This window comes from Streptomyces sp. NPDC031445 (assembly GCF_055581365.1).
Window position 1 is genome coordinate 1,377,233 of the sequence record NZ_JBVIJO010000001.1, and the last position, 18,278, is coordinate 1,395,510.

The 18,278-nt window shown below is 74.2% G+C and carries 19 protein-coding genes; 10 read left to right on the top strand and 9 right to left on the bottom strand.

What is annotated here, in order from left to right; genetic code table 11:
- Positions 1-116: 116 nt before the first annotated feature.
- Positions 117-497 (bottom strand): anti-sigma factor antagonist, encoded by a 381-nt coding sequence (locus ACZ5DC_RS05890; protein ID WP_468649752.1) that lies wholly within the window; start codon positions 495-497, stop codon positions 117-119.
- Between the two features lie 128 nt (positions 498-625).
- On the bottom strand, positions 626-1,576 hold the full coding sequence (locus tag ACZ5DC_RS05895) for an NADP-dependent oxidoreductase (protein ID WP_468649754.1): 951 nt from the start codon (positions 1,574-1,576) through the stop codon (positions 626-628).
- 71 nt (positions 1,577-1,647) lie between these two features.
- On the opposite strand from ACZ5DC_RS05895, the gene ACZ5DC_RS05900 reads away from it, so the two are divergent.
- The 4 genes from ACZ5DC_RS05900 to ACZ5DC_RS05915 all read left to right on the top strand — a co-directional run bounded on the left by ACZ5DC_RS05900 (position 1,648) and on the right by ACZ5DC_RS05915 (position 4,556).
- Positions 1,648-2,604, top strand: coding sequence for a GlxA family transcriptional regulator (locus ACZ5DC_RS05900; RefSeq protein ID WP_468649756.1), 957 nt, complete (start codon positions 1,648-1,650; stop codon positions 2,602-2,604).
- A 60-nt stretch (positions 2,605-2,664) separates the two neighbouring features.
- Entirely contained in the window at positions 2,665-3,519 is an 855-nt protein-coding gene (locus ACZ5DC_RS05905; protein ID WP_468649758.1) for a hypothetical protein, read from the top strand.
- 127 nt (positions 3,520-3,646) lie between these two features.
- Complete coding sequence (locus ACZ5DC_RS05910) at positions 3,647-4,111, top strand: pyridoxamine 5'-phosphate oxidase family protein (protein ID WP_468649760.1); 465 nt, start codon at positions 3,647-3,649, stop codon at positions 4,109-4,111.
- A 52-nt stretch (positions 4,112-4,163) separates the two neighbouring features.
- Complete coding sequence (locus ACZ5DC_RS05915; RefSeq protein WP_468649762.1) at positions 4,164-4,556, top strand: VOC family protein; 393 nt, start codon at positions 4,164-4,166, stop codon at positions 4,554-4,556.
- Positions 4,557-4,664: 108 nt separating this feature from the next.
- Here the strand turns inward: ACZ5DC_RS05915 and ACZ5DC_RS05920 are convergent, their stop codons facing one another.
- Together ACZ5DC_RS05920 and ACZ5DC_RS05925 are read right to left on the bottom strand one after the other, a co-directional pair.
- Positions 4,665-4,967 carry a DUF4235 domain-containing protein gene (locus tag ACZ5DC_RS05920; protein WP_366748870.1) on the bottom strand — a complete coding sequence of 101 codons (303 nt, stop codon included), beginning with the start codon at positions 4,965-4,967 and terminating at the stop codon, positions 4,665-4,667.
- Between the two features lie 28 nt (positions 4,968-4,995).
- The gene (locus ACZ5DC_RS05925) at positions 4,996-6,012 is read right to left on the bottom strand and encodes a glutathione S-transferase family protein (protein WP_468649764.1); all 1,017 of its coding nucleotides are present in this window, start codon (positions 6,010-6,012) and stop codon (positions 4,996-4,998) included.
- Positions 6,013-6,977: 965 nt separating this feature from the next.
- On the opposite strand from ACZ5DC_RS05925, the gene ACZ5DC_RS05930 reads away from it, so the two are divergent.
- Complete coding sequence (locus ACZ5DC_RS05930) at positions 6,978-7,904, top strand: cation diffusion facilitator family transporter (RefSeq protein WP_468649949.1); 927 nt, start codon at positions 6,978-6,980, stop codon at positions 7,902-7,904.
- An 81-nt stretch (positions 7,905-7,985) separates the two neighbouring features.
- Here the strand turns inward: ACZ5DC_RS05930 and ACZ5DC_RS05935 are convergent, their stop codons facing one another.
- Positions 7,986-8,435, bottom strand: a complete 450-nt coding sequence (locus ACZ5DC_RS05935) for a nitroreductase family deazaflavin-dependent oxidoreductase (protein WP_468649766.1) — start codon at positions 8,433-8,435, stop codon at positions 7,986-7,988.
- A gap of 230 nt (positions 8,436-8,665) precedes the next feature.
- On the opposite strand from ACZ5DC_RS05935, the gene ACZ5DC_RS05940 reads away from it, so the two are divergent.
- The 3 genes from ACZ5DC_RS05940 to ACZ5DC_RS05950 all read left to right on the top strand — a co-directional run bounded on the left by ACZ5DC_RS05940 (position 8,666) and on the right by ACZ5DC_RS05950 (position 10,767).
- On the top strand, positions 8,666-9,124 hold the full coding sequence (locus ACZ5DC_RS05940) for a nuclear transport factor 2 family protein (protein WP_468649768.1): 459 nt from the start codon (positions 8,666-8,668) through the stop codon (positions 9,122-9,124).
- Between the two features lie 200 nt (positions 9,125-9,324).
- On the top strand, positions 9,325-10,554 hold the full coding sequence (locus ACZ5DC_RS05945) for a cytochrome P450 (protein ID WP_468649770.1): 1,230 nt from the start codon (positions 9,325-9,327) through the stop codon (positions 10,552-10,554).
- Between the two features lie 12 nt (positions 10,555-10,566).
- Entirely contained in the window at positions 10,567-10,767 is a 201-nt protein-coding gene (locus tag ACZ5DC_RS05950; protein WP_468649772.1) for a ferredoxin, read from the top strand.
- 65 nt (positions 10,768-10,832) lie between these two features.
- On the opposite strand, the gene ACZ5DC_RS05955 is transcribed toward ACZ5DC_RS05950, so the two are convergent.
- The gene (locus ACZ5DC_RS05955; RefSeq protein ID WP_468649775.1) at positions 10,833-11,684 is read right to left on the bottom strand and encodes an endo alpha-1,4 polygalactosaminidase; all 852 of its coding nucleotides are present in this window, start codon (positions 11,682-11,684) and stop codon (positions 10,833-10,835) included.
- A gap of 139 nt (positions 11,685-11,823) precedes the next feature.
- Between ACZ5DC_RS05955 and ACZ5DC_RS05960 the strand changes: the two genes are divergently transcribed.
- On the top strand, positions 11,824-12,792 hold the full coding sequence (locus tag ACZ5DC_RS05960) for an aldo/keto reductase (protein WP_468649777.1): 969 nt from the start codon (positions 11,824-11,826) through the stop codon (positions 12,790-12,792).
- 226 nt (positions 12,793-13,018) lie between these two features.
- Positions 13,019-15,028 (top strand): RICIN domain-containing protein, encoded by a 2,010-nt coding sequence (locus ACZ5DC_RS05965; RefSeq protein WP_468649779.1) that lies wholly within the window; start codon positions 13,019-13,021, stop codon positions 15,026-15,028.
- A gap of 35 nt (positions 15,029-15,063) precedes the next feature.
- On the opposite strand, the gene ACZ5DC_RS05970 is transcribed toward ACZ5DC_RS05965, so the two are convergent.
- The 3 genes from ACZ5DC_RS05970 to ACZ5DC_RS05980 form a co-directional block, all read right to left on the bottom strand.
- Positions 15,064-15,549, bottom strand: a complete 486-nt coding sequence (locus ACZ5DC_RS05970) for a universal stress protein (protein ID WP_468649780.1) — start codon at positions 15,547-15,549, stop codon at positions 15,064-15,066.
- 25 nt (positions 15,550-15,574) lie between these two features.
- Complete coding sequence (locus ACZ5DC_RS05975) at positions 15,575-16,828, bottom strand: SLC13 family permease (protein ID WP_468649951.1); 1,254 nt, start codon at positions 16,826-16,828, stop codon at positions 15,575-15,577.
- A 63-nt stretch (positions 16,829-16,891) separates the two neighbouring features.
- The gene (locus ACZ5DC_RS05980) at positions 16,892-18,133 is read right to left on the bottom strand and encodes a polysaccharide deacetylase family protein (RefSeq protein ID WP_468649781.1); all 1,242 of its coding nucleotides are present in this window, start codon (positions 18,131-18,133) and stop codon (positions 16,892-16,894) included.
- Between the last annotated feature and the right edge of the window lie 145 nt (positions 18,134-18,278).

The window sequence follows — 18,278 nt, forward strand, 5'->3', positions numbered from 1 at the left end:
GTGCGCATGGCGTAGGCGCGGCGGTCAGCGCCGGGGCGACCGCGCCGCGGAGGCGGGGGCGGGGAACCGGCCGCCCGCCGCCCCGGCCGGACTCGGCGGCCGGCGGCAGGCCGGTGTCACAGCGAGCCGGACGCGGCCCCGGAGCGGGCCAGGGCCGCGTCCAGGCTCGGGTGCGCGGGCAGCAGCCGGGTCAGACCGGTGACCCGGAACACGCGCAGCGTCAACGGGTGCGTGCACACGAGGTGCAGCCGCCCGCCGCGCTCCAGCACTCGGGCGCGCGCCCGGTACAGCAGCCGCAGCCCCGAGCAGTCGAAGAACTCCACGGGCCGTAGGTCGATCACGACCCGGGCCCCGGGCCGGTCGGTGGCCCGGTCGACGAACGGGGCGATCTCCGTCGCCGAGACGATGTCGATCTCACCGCGGAACTCCAGCACCGTGTGCCCGCGGTACGCGTACACGCCCAGTTGCCGGGGGAGAGGCACGGGTTCGTGTCGCACCTCGCCACCACCTCCCACCCGCGCCCGGACGTCGTTTCCCGATCGTCAAGTTACCCTCGATGGAAGGAATTTGAGCATGTTCGATTGACATATGTCTTCGAGTTTGCGGCGTGTCGGCGCGCCGCACCTCAGTCCACCAGCAGCACCAGCTTCCCCGTCGTGCGCCCGGTCTCGCCCAGCTCGTGCGCCTTCGCCGCGTCGGCCAGCGGGAACGTCCCGGCGATCGTCGCCTTCAGCCGGCCGGACTCCGCCAGCTCCGCGACCGCCCGCATCCCGGCCCGGTCGGCGTCGACCAGCATCCGCACCGCCCGCACCCCGAGCCGCTCGGCCTCCTCGTGGAACTCCGCGGAGCCCACCGGCACGATCGACACCACGACACCGCCCGGCCGCAGCACCCGCAGCGAGCGCACGGAGGTCTCGCCGCCGAGGGTGTCCAGGACGACGTCGACGTCCCGCACCGCCTCCGTGACGTCCGTCGTGTGGTAGTCGACCGGCTCGTCCACACCGATCTCGCGCAGGAAGTCGTGCTTGCCCGCGCTCGCCGTCCCGATCACGTGGGCCCCGCGCGCCTTGGCGATCTGCACGGCCACATGGCCGACGCCGCCGGCCGCCGCGTGGATCAGCACCCGCTGACCCGGCCCGACGTCCGCGTGCTCGGTCAGCGCCTGCCAGGCGGTCAGGGACACCAGCGGCAGCGCGCCCGCCCGCACGTGGTCGAGGGAGGCCGGCTTGTGCACCAGGGCCCGGGCCGGGACCGTGACGTACTCGGCGTGCGAGCCGTGGCCGAAGGGGTAGGGCGCCATGCCGAAGACCTCGTCGCCGGGCCGGAACGCGGCCACGCCGATCCCCGTCTCCGCGACCTCGCCGGAGACGTCCCAGCCGAGGACGAACGGGGGCCGGCCCAGGAACCCGCCGGTGGCCCGGTGCTTCCAGTCGGTGGGGTTCACCCCGGCGGCCCGCACCCGGACCAGCACCTCGTTCGGACGCGGCTTCGGCCGCTCGACCCGCACTTCCCTCAGGACCTCGGGACCGCCGAGGACGTCCTGGCTGATGGCTCGCATCGTGTTCACATCGCTCATGGTCACCCAGCCTGCCCAAGTCCGCCCGGCCGGGAAATGGCATGAATGCCAACCTTCGATAGGATCATGCCATGCGTGGCACACCGAGTCCCGAGCGCGTGGTCGTCCTGGCCCTCGACGGCGTCTACCCCTTCGAGCTGGGCATCCCCAGCCGCATCTTCGGCGCGGCCGACGGCCACTACGAGGTGTTCACCTGCTCGGTCGACGGCCGCCCGGTGCGCACCAACGCCGACTTCACCATCGGTGTCGCCCACGGCCCCGAGATCCTTCGGACGGCCGGCACGGTGGTCGTCGCCTCCATGGCGCCCGCCCACATCCCCACCGAGCTGCCGGCGGAGGTCGCCGCCGCACTCGGCCTCATCCGCCCGGACGCCCGCATCGTCTCCATCTGCACGGCCGCCTTCGTCCTCGCCGAGGCCGGACTGCTCGACGGCCGCCGGGCGACCACCCACTGGCAGGTGGCCGGCCCGTTCCGCCGCCGCTACCCCCAGGTGGACCTCGACCCGGACGTCCTCTTCGTCGACGACGGCCGCATCCTCACCTCCGCGGGCGCCGCCTCCGGCGTCGACGTCTGCCTGCACATCGTCCGCGCCGACCACGGCAGCGAACTGGCGAACGCCGTCGCCCGCCGCTGTGTCGTCCCCCCGTTCCGGGACGGCGGGCAGGCCCAGTACATCGAGCAGCCGGTCCCCGAGAACGGCGCCGCCGGCACGGCCGCGACCCGTGCCTGGGCGCTGGAACGGCTCGACCAACCGCTCACCCTCGCCGACCTCGCCGGGCACGCCCGGATGAGCCTGCGCACCTTCGCCCGCCGCTTCGGCGACGAGGTCGGCCTCAGCCCCGGCCGCTGGCTGATCCAGCAGCGGGTGACCCGAGCCCGGCACCTGCTGGAGGCCAGCGACCTGCCGGTGGACCGGATCGCCGCCGAGGTGGGCTTCGCCACCGGCGCCTCGCTGCGCCAGCACCTGCACGCGGCGATCGGGGTGTCCCCGCAGGCCTACCGCAGGACCTTCCAGCGGGCCCGCTGAACGTTCCGTCCGGCTCCGGCGTCGAAGGACCGCACAGAGCACGGGAGAACAGGGGCGGCAATGCGCGCAGGGCTCGTGGCGACGGCGGTACTGACGGCCGTGACGGTGGGGACGGTGGCGGGGTGTGACGACGGGCCCCGGCCCGGCCTGGTGGTGCGGGGCAGCCCCCCGGCGACCCCCTACAGCGGTCCGCTCTCCATCCCCACCAGGCAACTCGACGAGAGCACACCCCGGGCGCTGCGCCTGGCCTCCGGGGCGGCCGGCCGGGCACTGGAGTGCGACGGGCAGATCTTCGAGGGCGACGGACCCGACGGGTGGAGCGGGTCCGACGGCGGGGACACCCCGCAGGAGGGGCTGGCCCTGTACTTCCGCATGGTCCAGCCCGAAGTGCCCGACCACGGATACCGCGTGGAACGCGAGGAGGCGGACCGGGTCCTGTACTCCTACGACGTGGACGGCCGCACCAAAGTGGCGGTCGTGGTGGCCAGGGACCAGAAGGGGCGGCCCGGCTGGGGCCCGGAGACGTACGCCTCCTGCGACCCGGCCGAACTCCCCGAGAGCTTCACCGCCACCACGGACTGGCAGATCTGGACCGACCGCGCGGGCCGCAGGGTGCCGGTGTCCCGGCTGCACGGCTCGCCGGGGCCGGAGCACTGCGGCTGGCAGTCCGCCGACTTCCTCACCCTGGACGGCCGGACCTACGCACGCGACCCCGAGGGCGTGCTGGGCCGGGACGGACTGCTCCGGGCGCCCTACCGCGCGAAGGTCCCCATGCCCGCCGACGCCCGGGACACCGGGTACCACTTCCGCGACCGGCGGCTGTGGCTGACGGCGGACGAGGACACGGCGTACGTCCGCACGGGCCACGGGGTGGAGGCGTGGCCGCGGGTGAAGCAGGGCGTGGGGTGCGACTGACCGGCCGGGAACGGCCGACCCGCCGATCCGCTCCGGCCCGCCCGGACACGCCCCGGGCGACTCCGTGCGGGGACCGGGGCCCACGGCCACACTGATCGGGACCATCACGCCGAGGAGGCCGTACGCCATGACCCCGCCCCCCGCCCGCACCGCCGGACAGCGCAAGAAGGACACCCTGCACCGACTGGAGCACGACGTGGACGCCTGGGTCGCCACCGCCGGCCCCGACGGTGCGGCGCCGTACCTCGTGCCGCTGTCGTTCGTGTGGGACGGCAGCTGCCTGCTGATCGCCACCCCGGCGGACAGCCCCACCGGCCGCAACCTCGTGGCCACCGGCCGCGCCCGCCTCGGCATCGGCCCCACCCGGGACGTCGTCCTGGTCGACGGCGGCGTCCGCGCGGTGACACCCGAGGACCTGCCCGAGGAGGACGCCGAGGTCTTCGCCGGGAAGACCGGGTTCGACCCGCGCCGACTGGCCGCCCGCTACCTGTACTTCAGGGTCTTCCCGGAGCGGATCCAGGCCTGGCGTGAGGAGAACGAGCTGCGCGGGCGGGAGTTGATGCGCGACGGACAGTGGCTGCCCGCCGACTGAATCCGGGGGCCGGGGATATCCGCTGGGAAGAGGACACTTCCCGGGAGGACCCATGACACTGGTGAAAGCGGGCGTGGTCGTGCTGGACTGCGCCGAGCCCGAGAAACTCGCCGAGTTCTACCGTGAGTTGCTGGAGGGGGAGCGGGTCAGCGCGTCCGCCAACCTCGTGGAGATCAGGGGCGCCGACGGCGTGCGGCTGGCCTTCCGGCGCGACGTCAACGCGACGCCGCCCAGCTGGCCGCGCCCGGAGAACTCCCTCCAGGCCCATCTGGACTTCCTCGTCGAGGACTTGGACGAGGCCGAGCGACGCGTGGTGGGACTCGGCGGCCGCCCGATCGAGACGAGGGACGCGGCGGGCCCGTACGAGGAACGGGGCTACGCCGACCCGGCCGGCCACTCCTTCACCCTGCGCCTGGTGCCGCCGACGGCGCCGAAGCAGGGCTGACCGAGGCGAAGCGGGGCGGACCGGCCGCGGTGGCGCCGGGGCAGGGGTGCGCCCCGGCGCCGCGGCCGTGGCCGGCCGGGACGCCGGGGCGGGGGTGGGCCGGTCCGGTCAGTCCCGGCCGCCCTTGTCGGTCGCCGGCCACACGCCTGTCGTCCGGGCGATGGCCTTCGCGCCGGTGCGGTCCACGGCGCTGCGCACCACCGCGAAGATGGCGCCCTGGACCGCGGCGGCCAGCAGGATCTCGCCCCAGCCGCGGTCCTGGTCCAGGGCGTCGGGGGCGTCCTCCTCGTGCCGGATCGCCATCCACGCCTTGCGGAAGGCCATACCGGCCAGCGCGCCGCCCGCCCAGCTGAGTACGAATCCCACCGGCTGATAGGCGAGAGGGAGCTTCTTCTTCTTGTTCTTGGCCATGTGTGACTACTTCCTCGTCATCCGGCCCTCATGCGGGCCGACCCTGCGGGGCCACCCGTTCGCCCGGGGGCACCGGACCCGGCGGTGTGCCGTCACCGAACGGCCGGCCGCCCAGCTCGGCGCGGCCGTGCGGGCTCAGCCAGCCGCCGAGGTCCGGGCCGAGCGGCACGATGCCGGTCGGGTTGATACCGGTGTGCACCCGGTAGTAGTGCCGCTTGATGTGGTCGAAGTCCACGGTGTCACCGAAGCCCGGCGTCTGGAACAGGTCCCTCGCGTACGCCCACAGCACCGGGTGCTCCACCAGCTTCCAGCGGTTGCACTTGAAGTGGCCGTGGTAGACCGCGTCGAACCGCACCAGCGTGGTGAACAGCCGGATGTCCGCTTCCGTGAGGGTGTCACCGACCAGATACCGCTGTCCGGACAGCCGCTCGCCGAGCAGTTCCAGCCGCCGGAACACCGCCGTGCACGCCTCCTCGTACTCCTTCTGGTGCGTGGCGAACCCGGCCCGGTACACCCCGTTGTTCACGTCCTCGTAGACCTCGGCCATCACCTCGTCGATCTCGTCGCGCCGGCCGGCCGGGTACAGGTCCGGCGCGCCCGCGCGGTGCAGGGCCGTCCACTCGGTGGCCAGGTCCAGGGTGATGCGCTGGTAGTCGTTGGTGACCAGCCGCCCGCTGGGGACGTCCACGAGCGCGGGCACGCTCACCCCGCCGGGGTAGCCGGTCTCGCGCTTGTCGTAGGCCTCGCTGAGGAACCGGATGCCGAGCACCGGGTCCCGGCCGTCCGGGTCCAGGGTGAACCGCCAGCTGCGGTCGTCCTGGACCGGATCGGTGACCGCCATCGAGAGCGCGTCCTCCAGACCCAGCAGCCGGCGCGAGATCACCGCGCGGCTCGCCCACGGACAGGCGCGGGAGACCACCAGCCGGTAGCGGCCCGCCTCGACCGGCCAGCCGTCCCGGCCGTCGGCGGTGATCCGGTCCTGGAAGTGGCTCCTGGACCGGCTGAAGGTCCGGTGTCCGTAGGCACGGTTGCCGTCGCCGCTCATGTCTCCTCCTCGCCGAACGGGTGGTCCTGGCCACCGCGTTCCCCGTTTCAGCCGACCGGCACGGTGTGAGCGGCCCGGTCGGGGGCAACCGGCGAGAGATGAGCGGGACATCCTCGGAACACGAGCCGGCCGCACGAACGGCCGAGGACGACAGAACACACCCGTCCGACACCCCGGACCGCACCCCGACACGGGCGCAGCCCCCGGACGGCGTACCGACACGGGCCCCGGCCCCGGACGGCAGCTCGGCGCGGGCGGAGGCCCCGGACGGCGTGCCAGTACGGGCTGAGGCTCGGGACGGCGTACCGGCACGGGCTGAGGCTCCGGACGGCGGCCCGGCGCGGGCGGAGGCCACGGACGGCGTGCCAGTACGGGCTGAGGCTCGGGACGGCGTACCGGCACGGGCTGAGGCTCCGGACGGCGGCCCGGCGCGGGCGGAGGCCCCGGACGGCGTGCCAGTACGGGCTGAGGCTCGGGACGGCGGCCCGGCGCGGGCGCAGGCCCCGGACGGCAGCTCGGCGCGGGCGCAGGCCCCGGACGGCGTGCCAGTACGGGCGGAGGCTCGGGACGGCAGCGCGGCGCGGGTGCGGACATCGGATCGCGCGCCAGCGCTGGGGCAGTCCCCGGACGGAGTACCGGCGCGGGCCCCGGCCCCGGACGGCGCGCCGCAACGGGAGCAAGCCCCGGATGGCATACCGGCACGGGCTGAGGCTCCGGACGGCACCCCGGCGCGGGCGGAGGCGGACGGCAGCCCGGCGCGGGCGGAGGCCGGAGGTGGCGCGCGGCGGCGGGTACACGCCGCGGGCCGCGCCACGGAACCCGCGGACCGCGCCACCGACCGGACGGCATCGCCGTCCCACGCGTCGCACGCGGAAGCGTCGGCGGCGCACGCCCAGGACGGCGAGCCCGGTGCCGCGCACGATGACGACGGGCGGGCCGGTGCCAAGGGCGACCGGCACACCAGGATCACCGTCCTCGTGGCGCTCGCCGCCAATCTGGTGATCGCCGTCGCCAAGGCGGTGGGCGGCGTCCTCGCGGGCTCGCCCGCGCTGCTGTCGGAGGCCGCGCACTCGGTCGCGGACAGCCTCAACGAGGTCTTCCTGCTGGCCGCCCTGCGCCGCAGCCGCCGCCCCGCCGACGCCCGGCACCCCTTCGGCTACGGCAAGGAGCGCTTCTTCTGGTCCCTGCTGGCCGCCGTGGGCATCTTCGTCATGGGCGGCTGCTTCTCCTTCTTCCAGGGCGTCGAGGCGCTGCGCAACGGCGCCGAGGAGAAGTTCAGCGGCTATGTGGCGGGCCTGATCGTGCTGGGCGTGGCCCTGCTCGCCGAGGGCCTGTCACTGCTGCGGGCCCTGCACCAGGTGCGGCGGCAGGGCGGCGGCCTCGGCGCGCTGCGCGACCCGGCGCTGCGCACGGTGGTCGCCGAGGACGGCACGGCGGTGCTCGGCGTGACCCTCGCCATGATCGGCATGGCGCTGCACATGGTGACCGGGCAGGTCGTCTGGGAGGCGTCCGCCTCGCTGGCGATCGGCGTGCTCCTCGTCTACGTCGCCTACCGGCTCGGCCGGGACGCCCGCGCCCAGCTGATCGGGGAGGCCGCCGACCCGGAGCTGAGCGGCAGGATCCGCGCGCTGCTGCGGGCGCAGCCGGAGATCGACAGTGTGGAGGCGCTGTTCACGATGAAGATGGGCCTCGACTCCACGCTGGTCGCCGCCCGCGTCGACCTGGCGCCTGGCATGGACAGCGAGCGCGTCGAGGAGGTCGCCGTGCGCATCAAGAGGTCCCTCGCCCGGACGTTCCCCGAGGCCGACCAGATCTTCTTCGACGTGACCGACCGGCCGGCGGGCGAGGCACGAGAGAGCCCCGCCGCGACGGGGGAACGCGGCGGGGCCTGACGCACGAGTGCCCGTCGTGAGGCCGGTTCACACCTCCCCGGAACAGATTTTTCTGAATCCGGGGGGGGTTCCCGGCCTGAATCAGCTCTCGTCGAGCGGCTCCAGCACGAAGACCGGGATGTCCCGGGACGTCTTCGTCTGGTACTCCGCGTACGCCGGGTACGCGGCCACCGCGCGCTCCCACCACTCGGTCTTCTCGGCCCCGGTGACCTCCCGGGCCCGCATGTCCCGCTTGACCGGGCCGTCCTGCAACTCGACGTGCGGGTCGGACTTCACGTTGAAGTACCAGACCGGATGCTTGGGCGCGCCGCCGAGGGAAGCGACCGCCGCGTACCTGCCCTCGTGCTCCACCCGCATCAGGGGCGTCTTGCGGATCTTCCCGCTCTTCGCGCCCCGCGTGGTCAGCACGATCACCGGCAGCCCGGTGTCGAGCAGCGTCGTCCCCTTCGTCCCGCCCGAGCTCTCGTACAACTCGACCTGCTCGCGCACCCACTGCGTCGGGCTGGGCTCGTACTCGCCCTCAAGAGGCATGGGATTCCGTTCCCTTCGTCGGTCCAAACGGCTGCCTGCCACCGGGACAACGCCGGTGACGCCGCGAATCATCCGTACCGCGCTCCGACTGCGCCGACGGGGTGACCGCCGCTCCCCGCTGATCACCTCTGCGGCCGCGGTGATGACCTCCGAGGTCATCGCGCCGCGCCGCCGCGCACGGCACAGTGGTCCGCGTCCCGATCAGTGCCCACCCCGGGAGGGAACCACCCATGTCCGCAGACCGCACCGCCGCGACCCGCGCCGTCGTCCTGGAACTGCTCGACAGGATCGGCCAGGGCGATCCGGAGCGGATCGCCGAGCTGTACGCGGAGGGCTGCGACTGGCGGCTGGACTGGCCCGAGGAGGAGCACGGCCGCGCCGACACCCCGTGGATCCGGCACCGCTCCACCCGCGCCGACGCCGCCGCCCACTACCGTGAGCTGGCCGCGCACCACGTGCCCGAGGGGGCCGGCACCACGATCGAGCGCGTCCTGGCCGACGGCGAGGTCGCGGTCGTGCTCGGCGTCATCCGGCAGACCGCCGCCCCGACGGGACGCGCCTACGCCGCCCGGTTCGCCCTGCACCTCACCGTCCGCGAGGGCCTGGTCGTACGGCACCACGTGTACGAGGACAGCCTCGCCGTCGCCCGTGCCTTCGCCCCCGCGGAGCGCGACGTCCGGGTGCCGTGACGAGGCGCGGCGAGGCGGACACCGGCCGCGGCACCCGTGCGGCGCGCGTGGCCGTGGCCGGTTTCCGCCGGTCGGACCCCGGGTACTTCGGCCAGATGACGAAGGTCACCCATGTGGCCGAACTTGGCGTCGACCCATAGGTGCCTGGGGCATCTAATGAAGATCGGCACGACGCACCTCTTCGTCTGCGAGGTCTTTCCATGACGGAACTGACGGACATCACCGGCCCGGCTGCCCCGCCCGCCCCCGTCGCCTTCCCCCAGGACCGCACCTGTCCCTACCATCCGCCCACCGGCTACGGCCCGCTGCGCGACGGGCACCCCCTGTCCCGCGTCACCCTCTACGACGGCCGCGAGGTCTGGCTGGTCACCGGCTACTCCACCGCCCGCGCCCTGCTCGCCGACCCCCGCCTGTCCACCGAGCGCCGCCGCCCCGGCTTTCCCGTGCCCACGCCCCGCTTCGAGGCCGGCCGCGACCGCAGGGTAGCCCTGCTCGGGGTGGACGACCCCGAGCACCACCGGCAGCGGCGGATGCTGATCCCGTCGTTCACCGTCAAACGCGCGGCGGCGCTGCGCCCCTGGATCCAGGGAATCGTGGACGAACTGCTGGACACGATGATCGCCCAGGGCCCGCCCGCCGAGCTGGTCTCCGCCTTCGCGCTGCCCGTGCCGTCGATGGTGATCTGCGGCCTGCTCGGCGTGCCGTACGCCGACCACGAGTTCTTCGAGGAGCAGTCCCGCCGGCTGCTGCGCGGTCCGACGGCCGCCGACACGGTTGAGGCCCGCAACCGGCTGGAGGACTACCTCGGCGGACTGATCGACGCCAAGGCGGGGGAGGCCGAGCCCGGCGACGGCATCCTCGACGAGCTGGTCCACGACCGGCTGCGCACGGGGGAGCTGGACCGCGCCGACGTCCTGTCGCTGGCCATGATCCTGCTGGTCGCCGGCCACGAGACCACCGCCAACATGATCTCCCTCGGCACCTACACCCTGCTCCGGCACCCCGGCCGGCTGGCCGAGCTGCGCGCCGACCCGGCGCTGCTGCCCGCCGTCGTGGAGGAGCTGATGCGGATGCTGTCCATCGCGGAGGGGCTCCAGCGGGTGGCGCTGGAGGACATCGAGATCGACGGCACCACGATCCGGGCCGGTGACGGCGTGCTCTTCGGGACGTCCGTGATCAACCGTGACACGTCCGTGTACGACGACCCCGACGCCCTGGACTTCCACCGTTCCGACCGCCACCACGTCGCCTTCGGTTTCGGCATCCACCAGTGCCTGGGCCAGAACCTGGCCCGCGCGGAACTGGAGATCGCCCTCGGCAGCCTGTTCACCCGGCTGCCGGAGCTGCGGCTGGCCGCGCCGGCGCAGGAGATTCCCTTCAAACCCGGCGACACGATCCAAGGAATGCTGGAACTCCCCGTGACCTGGTAAGAGGCTCTGCTCATGCACATCGACATCGACAAGGACGTCTGTATCGGCGCCGGGCAGTGCGCGCTGGCCGCGCCGGGCGTCTTCACCCAGGACGACGACGGCTACAGCACACTCGTGCCCGGACACGAGGACGGCGGCGGCGACCCCATGGTCCGGGCGGCGGCCCGCGCCTGCCCGGTCAGCGCGATCACCGTCCGGGACGGCACCGGCTGACGACCGCCCGGCGGTACGGCGCCCGGACCGACGGGCCGCCGTACCGCCGGACGGCCACCGCCGCGTCAGCGCACCTCGCGGACGTACCCCGCGCTGCCCGGCGTGGACACGTCCCGGTCCCGGCGGACGATGCTCAGCCGATTGCCCCAGCGGGCGCGGGCCGCGCGCAGCCCGGCGTCGGTGTACTCGATGTCCACCACCCGGTCGTCGAACGCCTTCGCGTACACCTCGCACTCGTCGTACTGCCCGCACTCCTCCGTCACCGCGAAGTCCAGACCGGCCCGCGCGCGCCGGCCGGCCAGCTCCGCGGTGTTCTTCTGCCCGACGGCCAGCCGCCGGGTGTGCGCGTGCCGGGACAGCAGGCGCATGAAGGCCGTCGCGTCGGACGCGGTGAGCAGCCCGCGGGAGCGGGTGTAGCTGTCGTAGTTGTCGGGCTCGACGGCGTCGAAGCCCTTGTCCGCGCAGCCGTCGATCCAGTCGTCCACCCGCCGTGCGACCCGCTCCCGCTTGGCCGGGGTGCCGATGTCGAGCAGCGGCTCGTTCCAGTCCTCGTCGACGACGACCCGGCCCCGCGCGTCGCGCAGCAGCAGGTCGGCCGGCCAGGAGGAGCGCTCGGCGGGCTGGGCCTGGAAGGCGTTGACGTAGCAGATGTTGTACAGGCCCCGCGCGGGGGAGTCCGACCGGTCGCGGCTGACGATCCGCACGCCCGCGGGCGGGGGATAGGCACCGCCGATCTGGTAGTCGAACCCGGCGTGCCGCGGGGGCAGCCGCAGCGTGGTGCGGGGCGCCCCGTCCCCCTCCCGCTGCTCGCCGGAGGCGCACCCGGACAGCGCCGTCACCGCGACGACCAGGGCCGCCGCCAGGGCGCCCAGGGCCGTGCGCGCACCCGTGGCGCCGTGAACACGTGTCGGGGGCACGTCCGCTCCGTCCTGCCCGCGCCGGGCGGCGCGGACGTGAAAAGATCACATCGCCCGTACGCTCCGGACGTCAAGTCGGCCCCGGCCGCAGGCCGTAGGCTCGGCCGTGACCATCGTCCCGAAGGCAGGAGCAGCAACGATGCAGTACGTGAAGCTCGGTTCCACCGGCCTGGACGTCTCGCGGATCTGTCTGGGCTGCATGACCTACGGAGTGCCGGACCGCGGCACGCACGAGTGGACCCTGGACGAGGAGGCGTCCCGCCCGCTGATCCGGCAGGCGCTGGAGGCGGGCGTCACCTTCTTCGACACCGCGAACGTCTACTCCGACGGCACCAGCGAGGAGATCGTCGGCAAGGCGCTGCGGGACTTCGCCCACCGCGACGAGATCGTGCTCGCCACCAAGGTGCACGGCCGGATGCGGCCGGGTCCCAACGGGGCCGGCCTGTCCCGCAAGGCCATCATGAGCGAGATCGACCACAGCCTGCGCCGCCTCGGCACCGACTACGTCGACCTGTACCAGATCCACCGCTACGACCACGCGACCCCCGTCGAGGAGACGATGGAGGCGCTGCACGACCTGGTGAAGGCGGGCAAGGTCCGCTACATCGGGGCGAGTTCGATGTACGCGTGGGAGTTCTCCAAGGCGCAGTACACCGCCGAGCGGCACGGCTGGACCAAGTTCGTGTCCATGCAGAACCACTACAACCTGCTCTACCGCGAGGAGGAGCGGGAGATGCTGCCCCTCTGCGCCGACCAGGGCGTCGGCGTGCTGCCGTGGAGCCCGCTCGCCCGTGGCCGGCTCACCCGTGACTGGGGGGCGGTGACCGAGCGCAGCGAGCACGACGAGTTCGGCAGCCGGCTCTATCTGCAGAGCGACCACGCGATCGTCGAGGCCGTCACCCGGATCGCCGGCGAACGGGGCGTACCGCGCGCCCAGGTGGCCCTCGCCTGGCTGCTGCACCAGGACACCGTGGCGGCACCGATCGTCGGCGCAGCCAAGCCGCACCACATCGAGGACGCGGTGGCCGCCGTCGAACTGAAGCTCAGCGAGAAGGAGATCGAGGAACTGGAGCGGCCGTACACGCCGCACGAGATCAGCGGCCACTGACCGGCCGGTGCGGTGCGGTCCGGGGCCTGCCGGGCGGGTGATCAGCGGTAAAGGGAGGAAATGGCGGCCCTTGACGAAATGTCAACAGAGGAAAAGCCGGGTGGGAAATCCCGAGAATCGGGAGATCGCTTGTTCCGGTGTCTCCGGCTGTGCGAAAGTGCCGCCTCAGGCGGACGTCGAGCTGCCATGACCTCGCCGTACCGTCTGGTACGGACTATTTCCGGTAATGCCCTGGAGGAATTCGGCCGTGACCGACGCAGGCCTGTCGGACGAGCAGCTCAGCGCCGAACTCAGAAAGTGGACGGGAGCGTCGCCCGCCCCGCACCCCGTCGGTGAACTCCTCGACCGGCACTGGGCGGCGGCCTTCGCCTACGCCCGGCTGTGCACCGACGGACCGCGTGCCGCCGGCATGCTCACCACCGCCGCCTTCACCCGGCTCTTCGGCGCCTCCCTCCGGCAGTCCGGCCCGACCGCCGCCTGGCGGCCCCAGGTCCTGGTCGCCGTCCGCCGGATCGCGGCCGAGTGGGACACCGACGACCGCCGGGAGCTGCTGCACCCGGCCCTGCGCTCCGGGCACGGCACCGGCGAGACGGCCTCGGCCCGGCTGCTGCCGCCCCCCGGCCGGCGGCTGCTGTCCCGCGCGTTCCAGCGGGTCCCCGAGACCTCCCGCGCCCTGCTGTGGCACACCGAGGCCGAGGCCGAACCGCTGGCCGTGCCCGCCGCGCTGCTCGGCCTGGACGAGGACGGCGCCCGCGTCGAACTGCGCCGGGCCCGCGAGCGGTTGCGGGAGGAATGCCTCCAGGCGCACCGCGAACTCGCGCCCGAGGACGACTGCCAGCGCTATGTGCGCATGCTCGACGTGACCTTCCGGCGCGGCGGCACCGACATCGACCCCGACCTGCGACAGCACCTGGCCGGCTGCTCCCACTGCGCCCGGACCGCCGACCAGCTCGCCCGCTTCGACGACGGACTGGCCCTCGCACTCGCCGAGGCGGTCCTTGGCTGGGGAGCCTCCGGCTACCTGGAGTCCCGGGCGGCGGACACGCAGGAGCCGCCGGCCCCGGCCGCCGTCACCGTCGCGCCCGCGCGCCCCCGGGCCGGGGAGGACTTCGCCCGGGCCGGCTCCGCCGCACCGGGCGGGGGGCCCGCCCCCGGCCGCCCGGCCCACCGCCGCGCGTCGTCCGACCGCCGCCCGGGAGGAGCACGGTCCACCATTGCCGAGGGCACGGACGACACCGGCGCGGGGGTCCCGGGTGCGGGCGGCGCCCGGCGGTCGGCGGGGCGTGGTGCGTCGCGTGTGCGGCGGGGACGGGAAGCCTCCTCCGCTGTGGTCGACGGCACCGGGTACGGCGAACCGGGCGCGCGGGACGCGGGCCGTGATGCGTTCCCCGTCCGCCGCCTAGGCCGAGCCTCCTCGGCCGCCGCCGAAGGCGTCGAGCGCCTGGTGGCCGCCGTCTCCGGCGCGCGCGGCGCCCGGCGCCGCACGCCCGCCGGCCCCGTCACCGCCCCCGGCACGGACGGCTCCGGACCCGTCTCCCGCCGTTCCGTCCAGCGCGCCGCCCGCCGGGCCCGGCGCCGGAACCTCGCGCTGGCCGTCCTCACCGTCAGCGGTCTGGTCGTCGTACCCCTGGCGCTGTGGTCGGCGCTCGGCTCCGACGACGTGCCGGCGTCCGGTGCCGCCGGGGCGCCCTCCCGCGCGCCGGGCGGGGACGCCGCCTCCCCGGGCCCCTCCTGGGCCGGCCGGCACACCCAGGGCCAGGGCGCCCTGCGGGGCCGGCTGCGCAACCTCGCCTCCGGCCTGTGCGTCGGAGTCGTCGGCGACAAGGCCGTCCGGGGCGCCGAGACGGAACTCGCCGACTGCTCCGCCGCCCCGGCCCAGCAGTGGACGTACGAGAGCGACGGTCTGCTGCGCAGCGCCGCCGCCCGCGACCTGTGCCTGGACTCCCGCCTCGGCTACTCCGTGCGCCTCGCCCCGTGCACGGCCACCGGCGAGGCCGCCCGCGACCTCCACTACGACTTCACCGCCCACGGAGCCCTGGTACCGCGCTCCGGCCAGGAGCTGGCCCTCACCCCGGCCGCCACCGACGGCTCCGGCGCCCTCGTGCTCAAGACCCGCGTCGCGGGCACCGCCCAGCGCTGGGCCATCGACACCGCCCACCCGGACCTGCGGATGGAGAACGTCGACTGGGACGGCGGCAGGACGCCGGTCCCGACCCGGACGCCGCACCGGCCGTGACGGCGGGCGGCCCGCGGGACGCCACCGCGGCTGACTCACGGGTGGTGCGGCGGCGGTGGCGGGATCGTGTCCAGGCGCGGGGCCGGTTCCGGCCAGACCAGCAGGACCGGGCAGGGCGCGTGGTCGACGGCGAAGCGGACGGCGGGGCCGAGGCTCCGCGGACCCAGCCGGGAGCGGTCCCCGTCCCGCGCCAGCACGAGCAGCCCGGCACCCTCGGCGGCGGCCACGACCTCCCGTTCGACCCGGCCCGACCGCTCCTCGCGCACGCAGGGCCGGCCCAGCCGTTCGGCCGCCGCGCCGAGCAGGGCGGTCGCCGACGTGCCGCCGAGCGCTTCGAGGCGGTCGCCCGGGTCGTGGCCGCGCCGCCCGAGCAGTCCGGCGAAGGCCCCGTGCGCCACCGCCGGCACGTCCGGTCCGCTCACATGGAGCAGCACCACCTCGGCGTCCCGCGGCGCGTGGGCGCGCACCGCGTCCACGCAGGCGGGCCAGGTGCCTTCCACGAGCCAGGCGATCACGCGCATTCGGCCTCCTGTCGCTCACTGCCCCTCACATGATGCGCAGCGACCCCCACAGTGCCACCACCGCCACGGCGAGGGAGGAGGGCACGGCGAGCAGTCCGAGCCGGGTGAACTCCCGCAGGTCCACGTCGTGCTCGTGCTGGTGGACGATCCGCCGCCACAGCAGCGTCGCCAGCGACCCGGCGTAGGTGAGGTTGGGGCCGATGTTCACGCCGAGCAGCACGGCCAGGACGGCCCCCGGTCCGGTGGGCGCCGCCAGGGGCAGCAGGACCAGCACGGCGGGCAGGTTGTTGATCAGGTTGGCCAGCAGGGCGGCCAGCGCGGCGATCCCGAGCAGCGCGGGCAGATCGGTGCCGCCCGGCAGCACCCGCCCGAGCACGTCCGCGAGCCCGTTGTCGACCACCGCCCGCACCACGATGCCCAGCGCCAGCACGAACGCGAGGAAGGCCGGGGCCGCCGCCCGTACGACGGTCAGCGGACCCGCCTTCCGGCGCACCAGCGCACGCCCGGCCAGCACCAGCGCGCCCGCCGCGGCCACCCACGCGGGCTCCACGCCGAACGCCGAGGCCACCACGAACCCGGCCAGCGTGCAGCCCACGGTCACCAGCGCGAACAGGGGCAGCTCGGGCGGCTCACCGGTGTCCCGGTCCGCCGGGGCCGCCGCCGCCAGGTCCCGGGCGAAGAACCGCCGGAACACCAGGTACTCGGCGCCGATCGCGGCCAGCCACGGCAGCGCCATCAGCGCCGCGAACCGGGTGAAGCTCAGCCCGCTCGCCGCGAACGCCAGCAGGTTCGTCAGGTTGGACACCGGCAGCAGCAGTGACGCCGTGTTCGACAGGTGCGTACAGGCGTAGACGTGCGGCTTGGGCCGGACGCCGGTCCGCGCGGCCGTGGCGAAGACCACCGGCGTGAGCAGCACGATCGTCGCGTCCAGGCTGAGGACGGCGGTGATGAGCGAGGCCAGTGCGAACACCGCCGTCAGCAGCCGCACCGGACGGCCCGCCGCCCACCGCGCCGTCCAGGCCCCGCACGCCTGGAACAGCCCCTCCACGTCACAGAAGTGGGCGAGCACCAGGACGGCCGCCAGGAACCCGACCACCGGGCCGAGCCGCTCCGCCTCGGCCCGCGCGTGGCCGAGGGAGATCGCGCCGGTCGCGACGGCGATGCCGGCGGCGGGCACGGCCATGACCGCCTCCGGCCAGCCGAAGGGCCGCACGACGGCCCAGGCCAGCACGGCGACCAGCAGGACGGCGGACAACGCCTCGGCGAGCGCGGTGTTCAGGGCGGGTCCTTCCGGAGTGGTTGTGCGGGTGCCCGCCCATGAAAACAGATGTTCCTGAGCCGGTTACGACGCCCCGGCGCCCGCCGCGCCCAGGAACTCCGCCCAGCCGCCCTGCGGGGACTGTCCGGGCGCCAGCGTGCGCAGCTTGCGCAGCACCGCCGGGTCCTGCGCCTCCAGCCAGGCCACGAGCTGTCTGAAGGACACGAACCGCACGTCGTCGTAGGCGGCCATCCTCCCGATCGCCTCCTCGACGGCGTCCATGTAGATGCCGCCGTTCCAGCGTTCGAAGTGGTTGCCGACGAACAGGGGCGCGCGGTTGGACTCGTAGGCCCGCCGGAAACCGGCCAGGTAGGTGTCGCGGGCCTGGACGCGCCAGGTGTCGTACCGCGCGCGGTCGCCGAGCGGGTTGCCGCCGGACTGGTTGAACATCATGTTGTAGTCCATCGAGAGGACCTGGAAGGAGTGGCCGGCGAACGGTATGGACTGGAGCGGGAAGTCCCAGAGTCTGCCGCCCTGCACCTTGCCCGGCCAGACCTGGAGGCCGCCGGGGGAGCTGGCGTCGTACTTCCAGCCGAGCGCGGCGGCGGTGGGCAGCAGCCGGGCCTGGCCCTCCAGACAGGGGGTGCGGCCACCGATCAGCTCCTTGCGGTAGTCGAAGGGCAGGGGCTGGAGGTCGGTGAACCCGGTGTTGGTCTTCCACTTCGTCACGAAGTCCACCGCCTGGTCGATCTCGCTGCGCCACTCGGCCGGGGACCAGTTGCGCACACCGGTCGCGCCGCAGAAGTGCCCGTTGAAGTGGGTGCCGATCTCGTGTCCCTCCAGCCAGGCCGCGCGCACCTGCTGGAGCGTGGCGTGGATGTGCCGGTCGGCGAGGTAGCCGATCGCGGAGGCGCCGACCGGGTGCTGCGGCGGCCGGTACAGGTGCTTCTTGGACTCGGGCAGCGTGTAGATGCCGCTGAGGAAGAACGTCATCGCGGCGCCGTGGTCGGCGGCCACCTTGCGGAACCGGGAGAACAGCTTGTTGCTCAGCTCGCCCGCGCCGTCCCACGAGAACACCACGAACTGCGGGGGCCGCCGGCCCGGACGCAGCCGCTCCGGCTTCGGCTGGTGCGGCTGGGCGCCGGTGTCGGCGGTGGAGCCGTCGCCGATCGGCTTCACCGGCCGGGCCTGCGCGGTGCCCTTCCCGTCCGCCGGGTCCGGTCCGCCGGTCCTGATGCCGGTGCCGGAGGAGCAGGCGGCCAGTGTGCCGAGGGCGCCCGCCGCCGCCCCCGCCGTCAGCACCCGCCTGCGTGAGATCCCGCTCATCTTCTCCCCGATTCCCTGGTCGGACCCCTGGTGGGGGCCACTTCGCTGTGCGGTCGACCGGGTTCGATGACCGGGGGACGGGAAAAGATCGCGGCCCACGGCGGCTGTTGCCGTCCTGTGACAGTCGTGGCGCCGGCATGACGAA

Bases quoted from the DNA above. Each gene is read 5' to 3' on its own strand.
- ACZ5DC_RS05895 (WP_468649754.1), bottom strand. From the start codon at position 1,576: ATGAGCGATGTGAACACGATGCGAGCCATCAGCCAGGACGTCCTCGGC.
- ACZ5DC_RS05900 (WP_468649756.1), top strand. From the start codon at position 1,648: ATGCGTGGCACACCGAGTCCCGAGCGCGTGGTCGTCCTGGCCCTCGAC.
- ACZ5DC_RS05905 (WP_468649758.1), top strand. From the start codon at position 2,665: ATGCGCGCAGGGCTCGTGGCGACGGCGGTACTGACGGCCGTGACGGTG.
- ACZ5DC_RS05910 (WP_468649760.1), top strand. From the start codon at position 3,647: ATGACCCCGCCCCCCGCCCGCACCGCCGGACAGCGCAAGAAGGACACC.
- ACZ5DC_RS05915 (WP_468649762.1), top strand. From the start codon at position 4,164: ATGACACTGGTGAAAGCGGGCGTGGTCGTGCTGGACTGCGCCGAGCCC.
- ACZ5DC_RS05920 (WP_366748870.1), bottom strand. From the start codon at position 4,967: ATGGCCAAGAACAAGAAGAAGAAGCTCCCTCTCGCCTATCAGCCGGTG.
- ACZ5DC_RS05925 (WP_468649764.1), bottom strand. From the start codon at position 6,012: ATGAGCGGCGACGGCAACCGTGCCTACGGACACCGGACCTTCAGCCGG.
- ACZ5DC_RS05935 (WP_468649766.1), bottom strand. From the start codon at position 8,435: ATGCCTCTTGAGGGCGAGTACGAGCCCAGCCCGACGCAGTGGGTGCGC.
- ACZ5DC_RS05940 (WP_468649768.1), top strand. From the start codon at position 8,666: ATGTCCGCAGACCGCACCGCCGCGACCCGCGCCGTCGTCCTGGAACTG.
- ACZ5DC_RS05945 (WP_468649770.1), top strand. From the start codon at position 9,325: ATGACGGAACTGACGGACATCACCGGCCCGGCTGCCCCGCCCGCCCCC.
- ACZ5DC_RS05950 (WP_468649772.1), top strand. From the start codon at position 10,567: ATGCACATCGACATCGACAAGGACGTCTGTATCGGCGCCGGGCAGTGC.
- ACZ5DC_RS05960 (WP_468649777.1), top strand. From the start codon at position 11,824: ATGCAGTACGTGAAGCTCGGTTCCACCGGCCTGGACGTCTCGCGGATC.
- ACZ5DC_RS05965 (WP_468649779.1), top strand. From the start codon at position 13,019: ATGCCCTGGAGGAATTCGGCCGTGACCGACGCAGGCCTGTCGGACGAG.
- ACZ5DC_RS05970 (WP_468649780.1), bottom strand. From the start codon at position 15,549: ATGCGCGTGATCGCCTGGCTCGTGGAAGGCACCTGGCCCGCCTGCGTG.
- ACZ5DC_RS05980 (WP_468649781.1), bottom strand. From the start codon at position 18,133: ATGAGCGGGATCTCACGCAGGCGGGTGCTGACGGCGGGGGCGGCGGCG.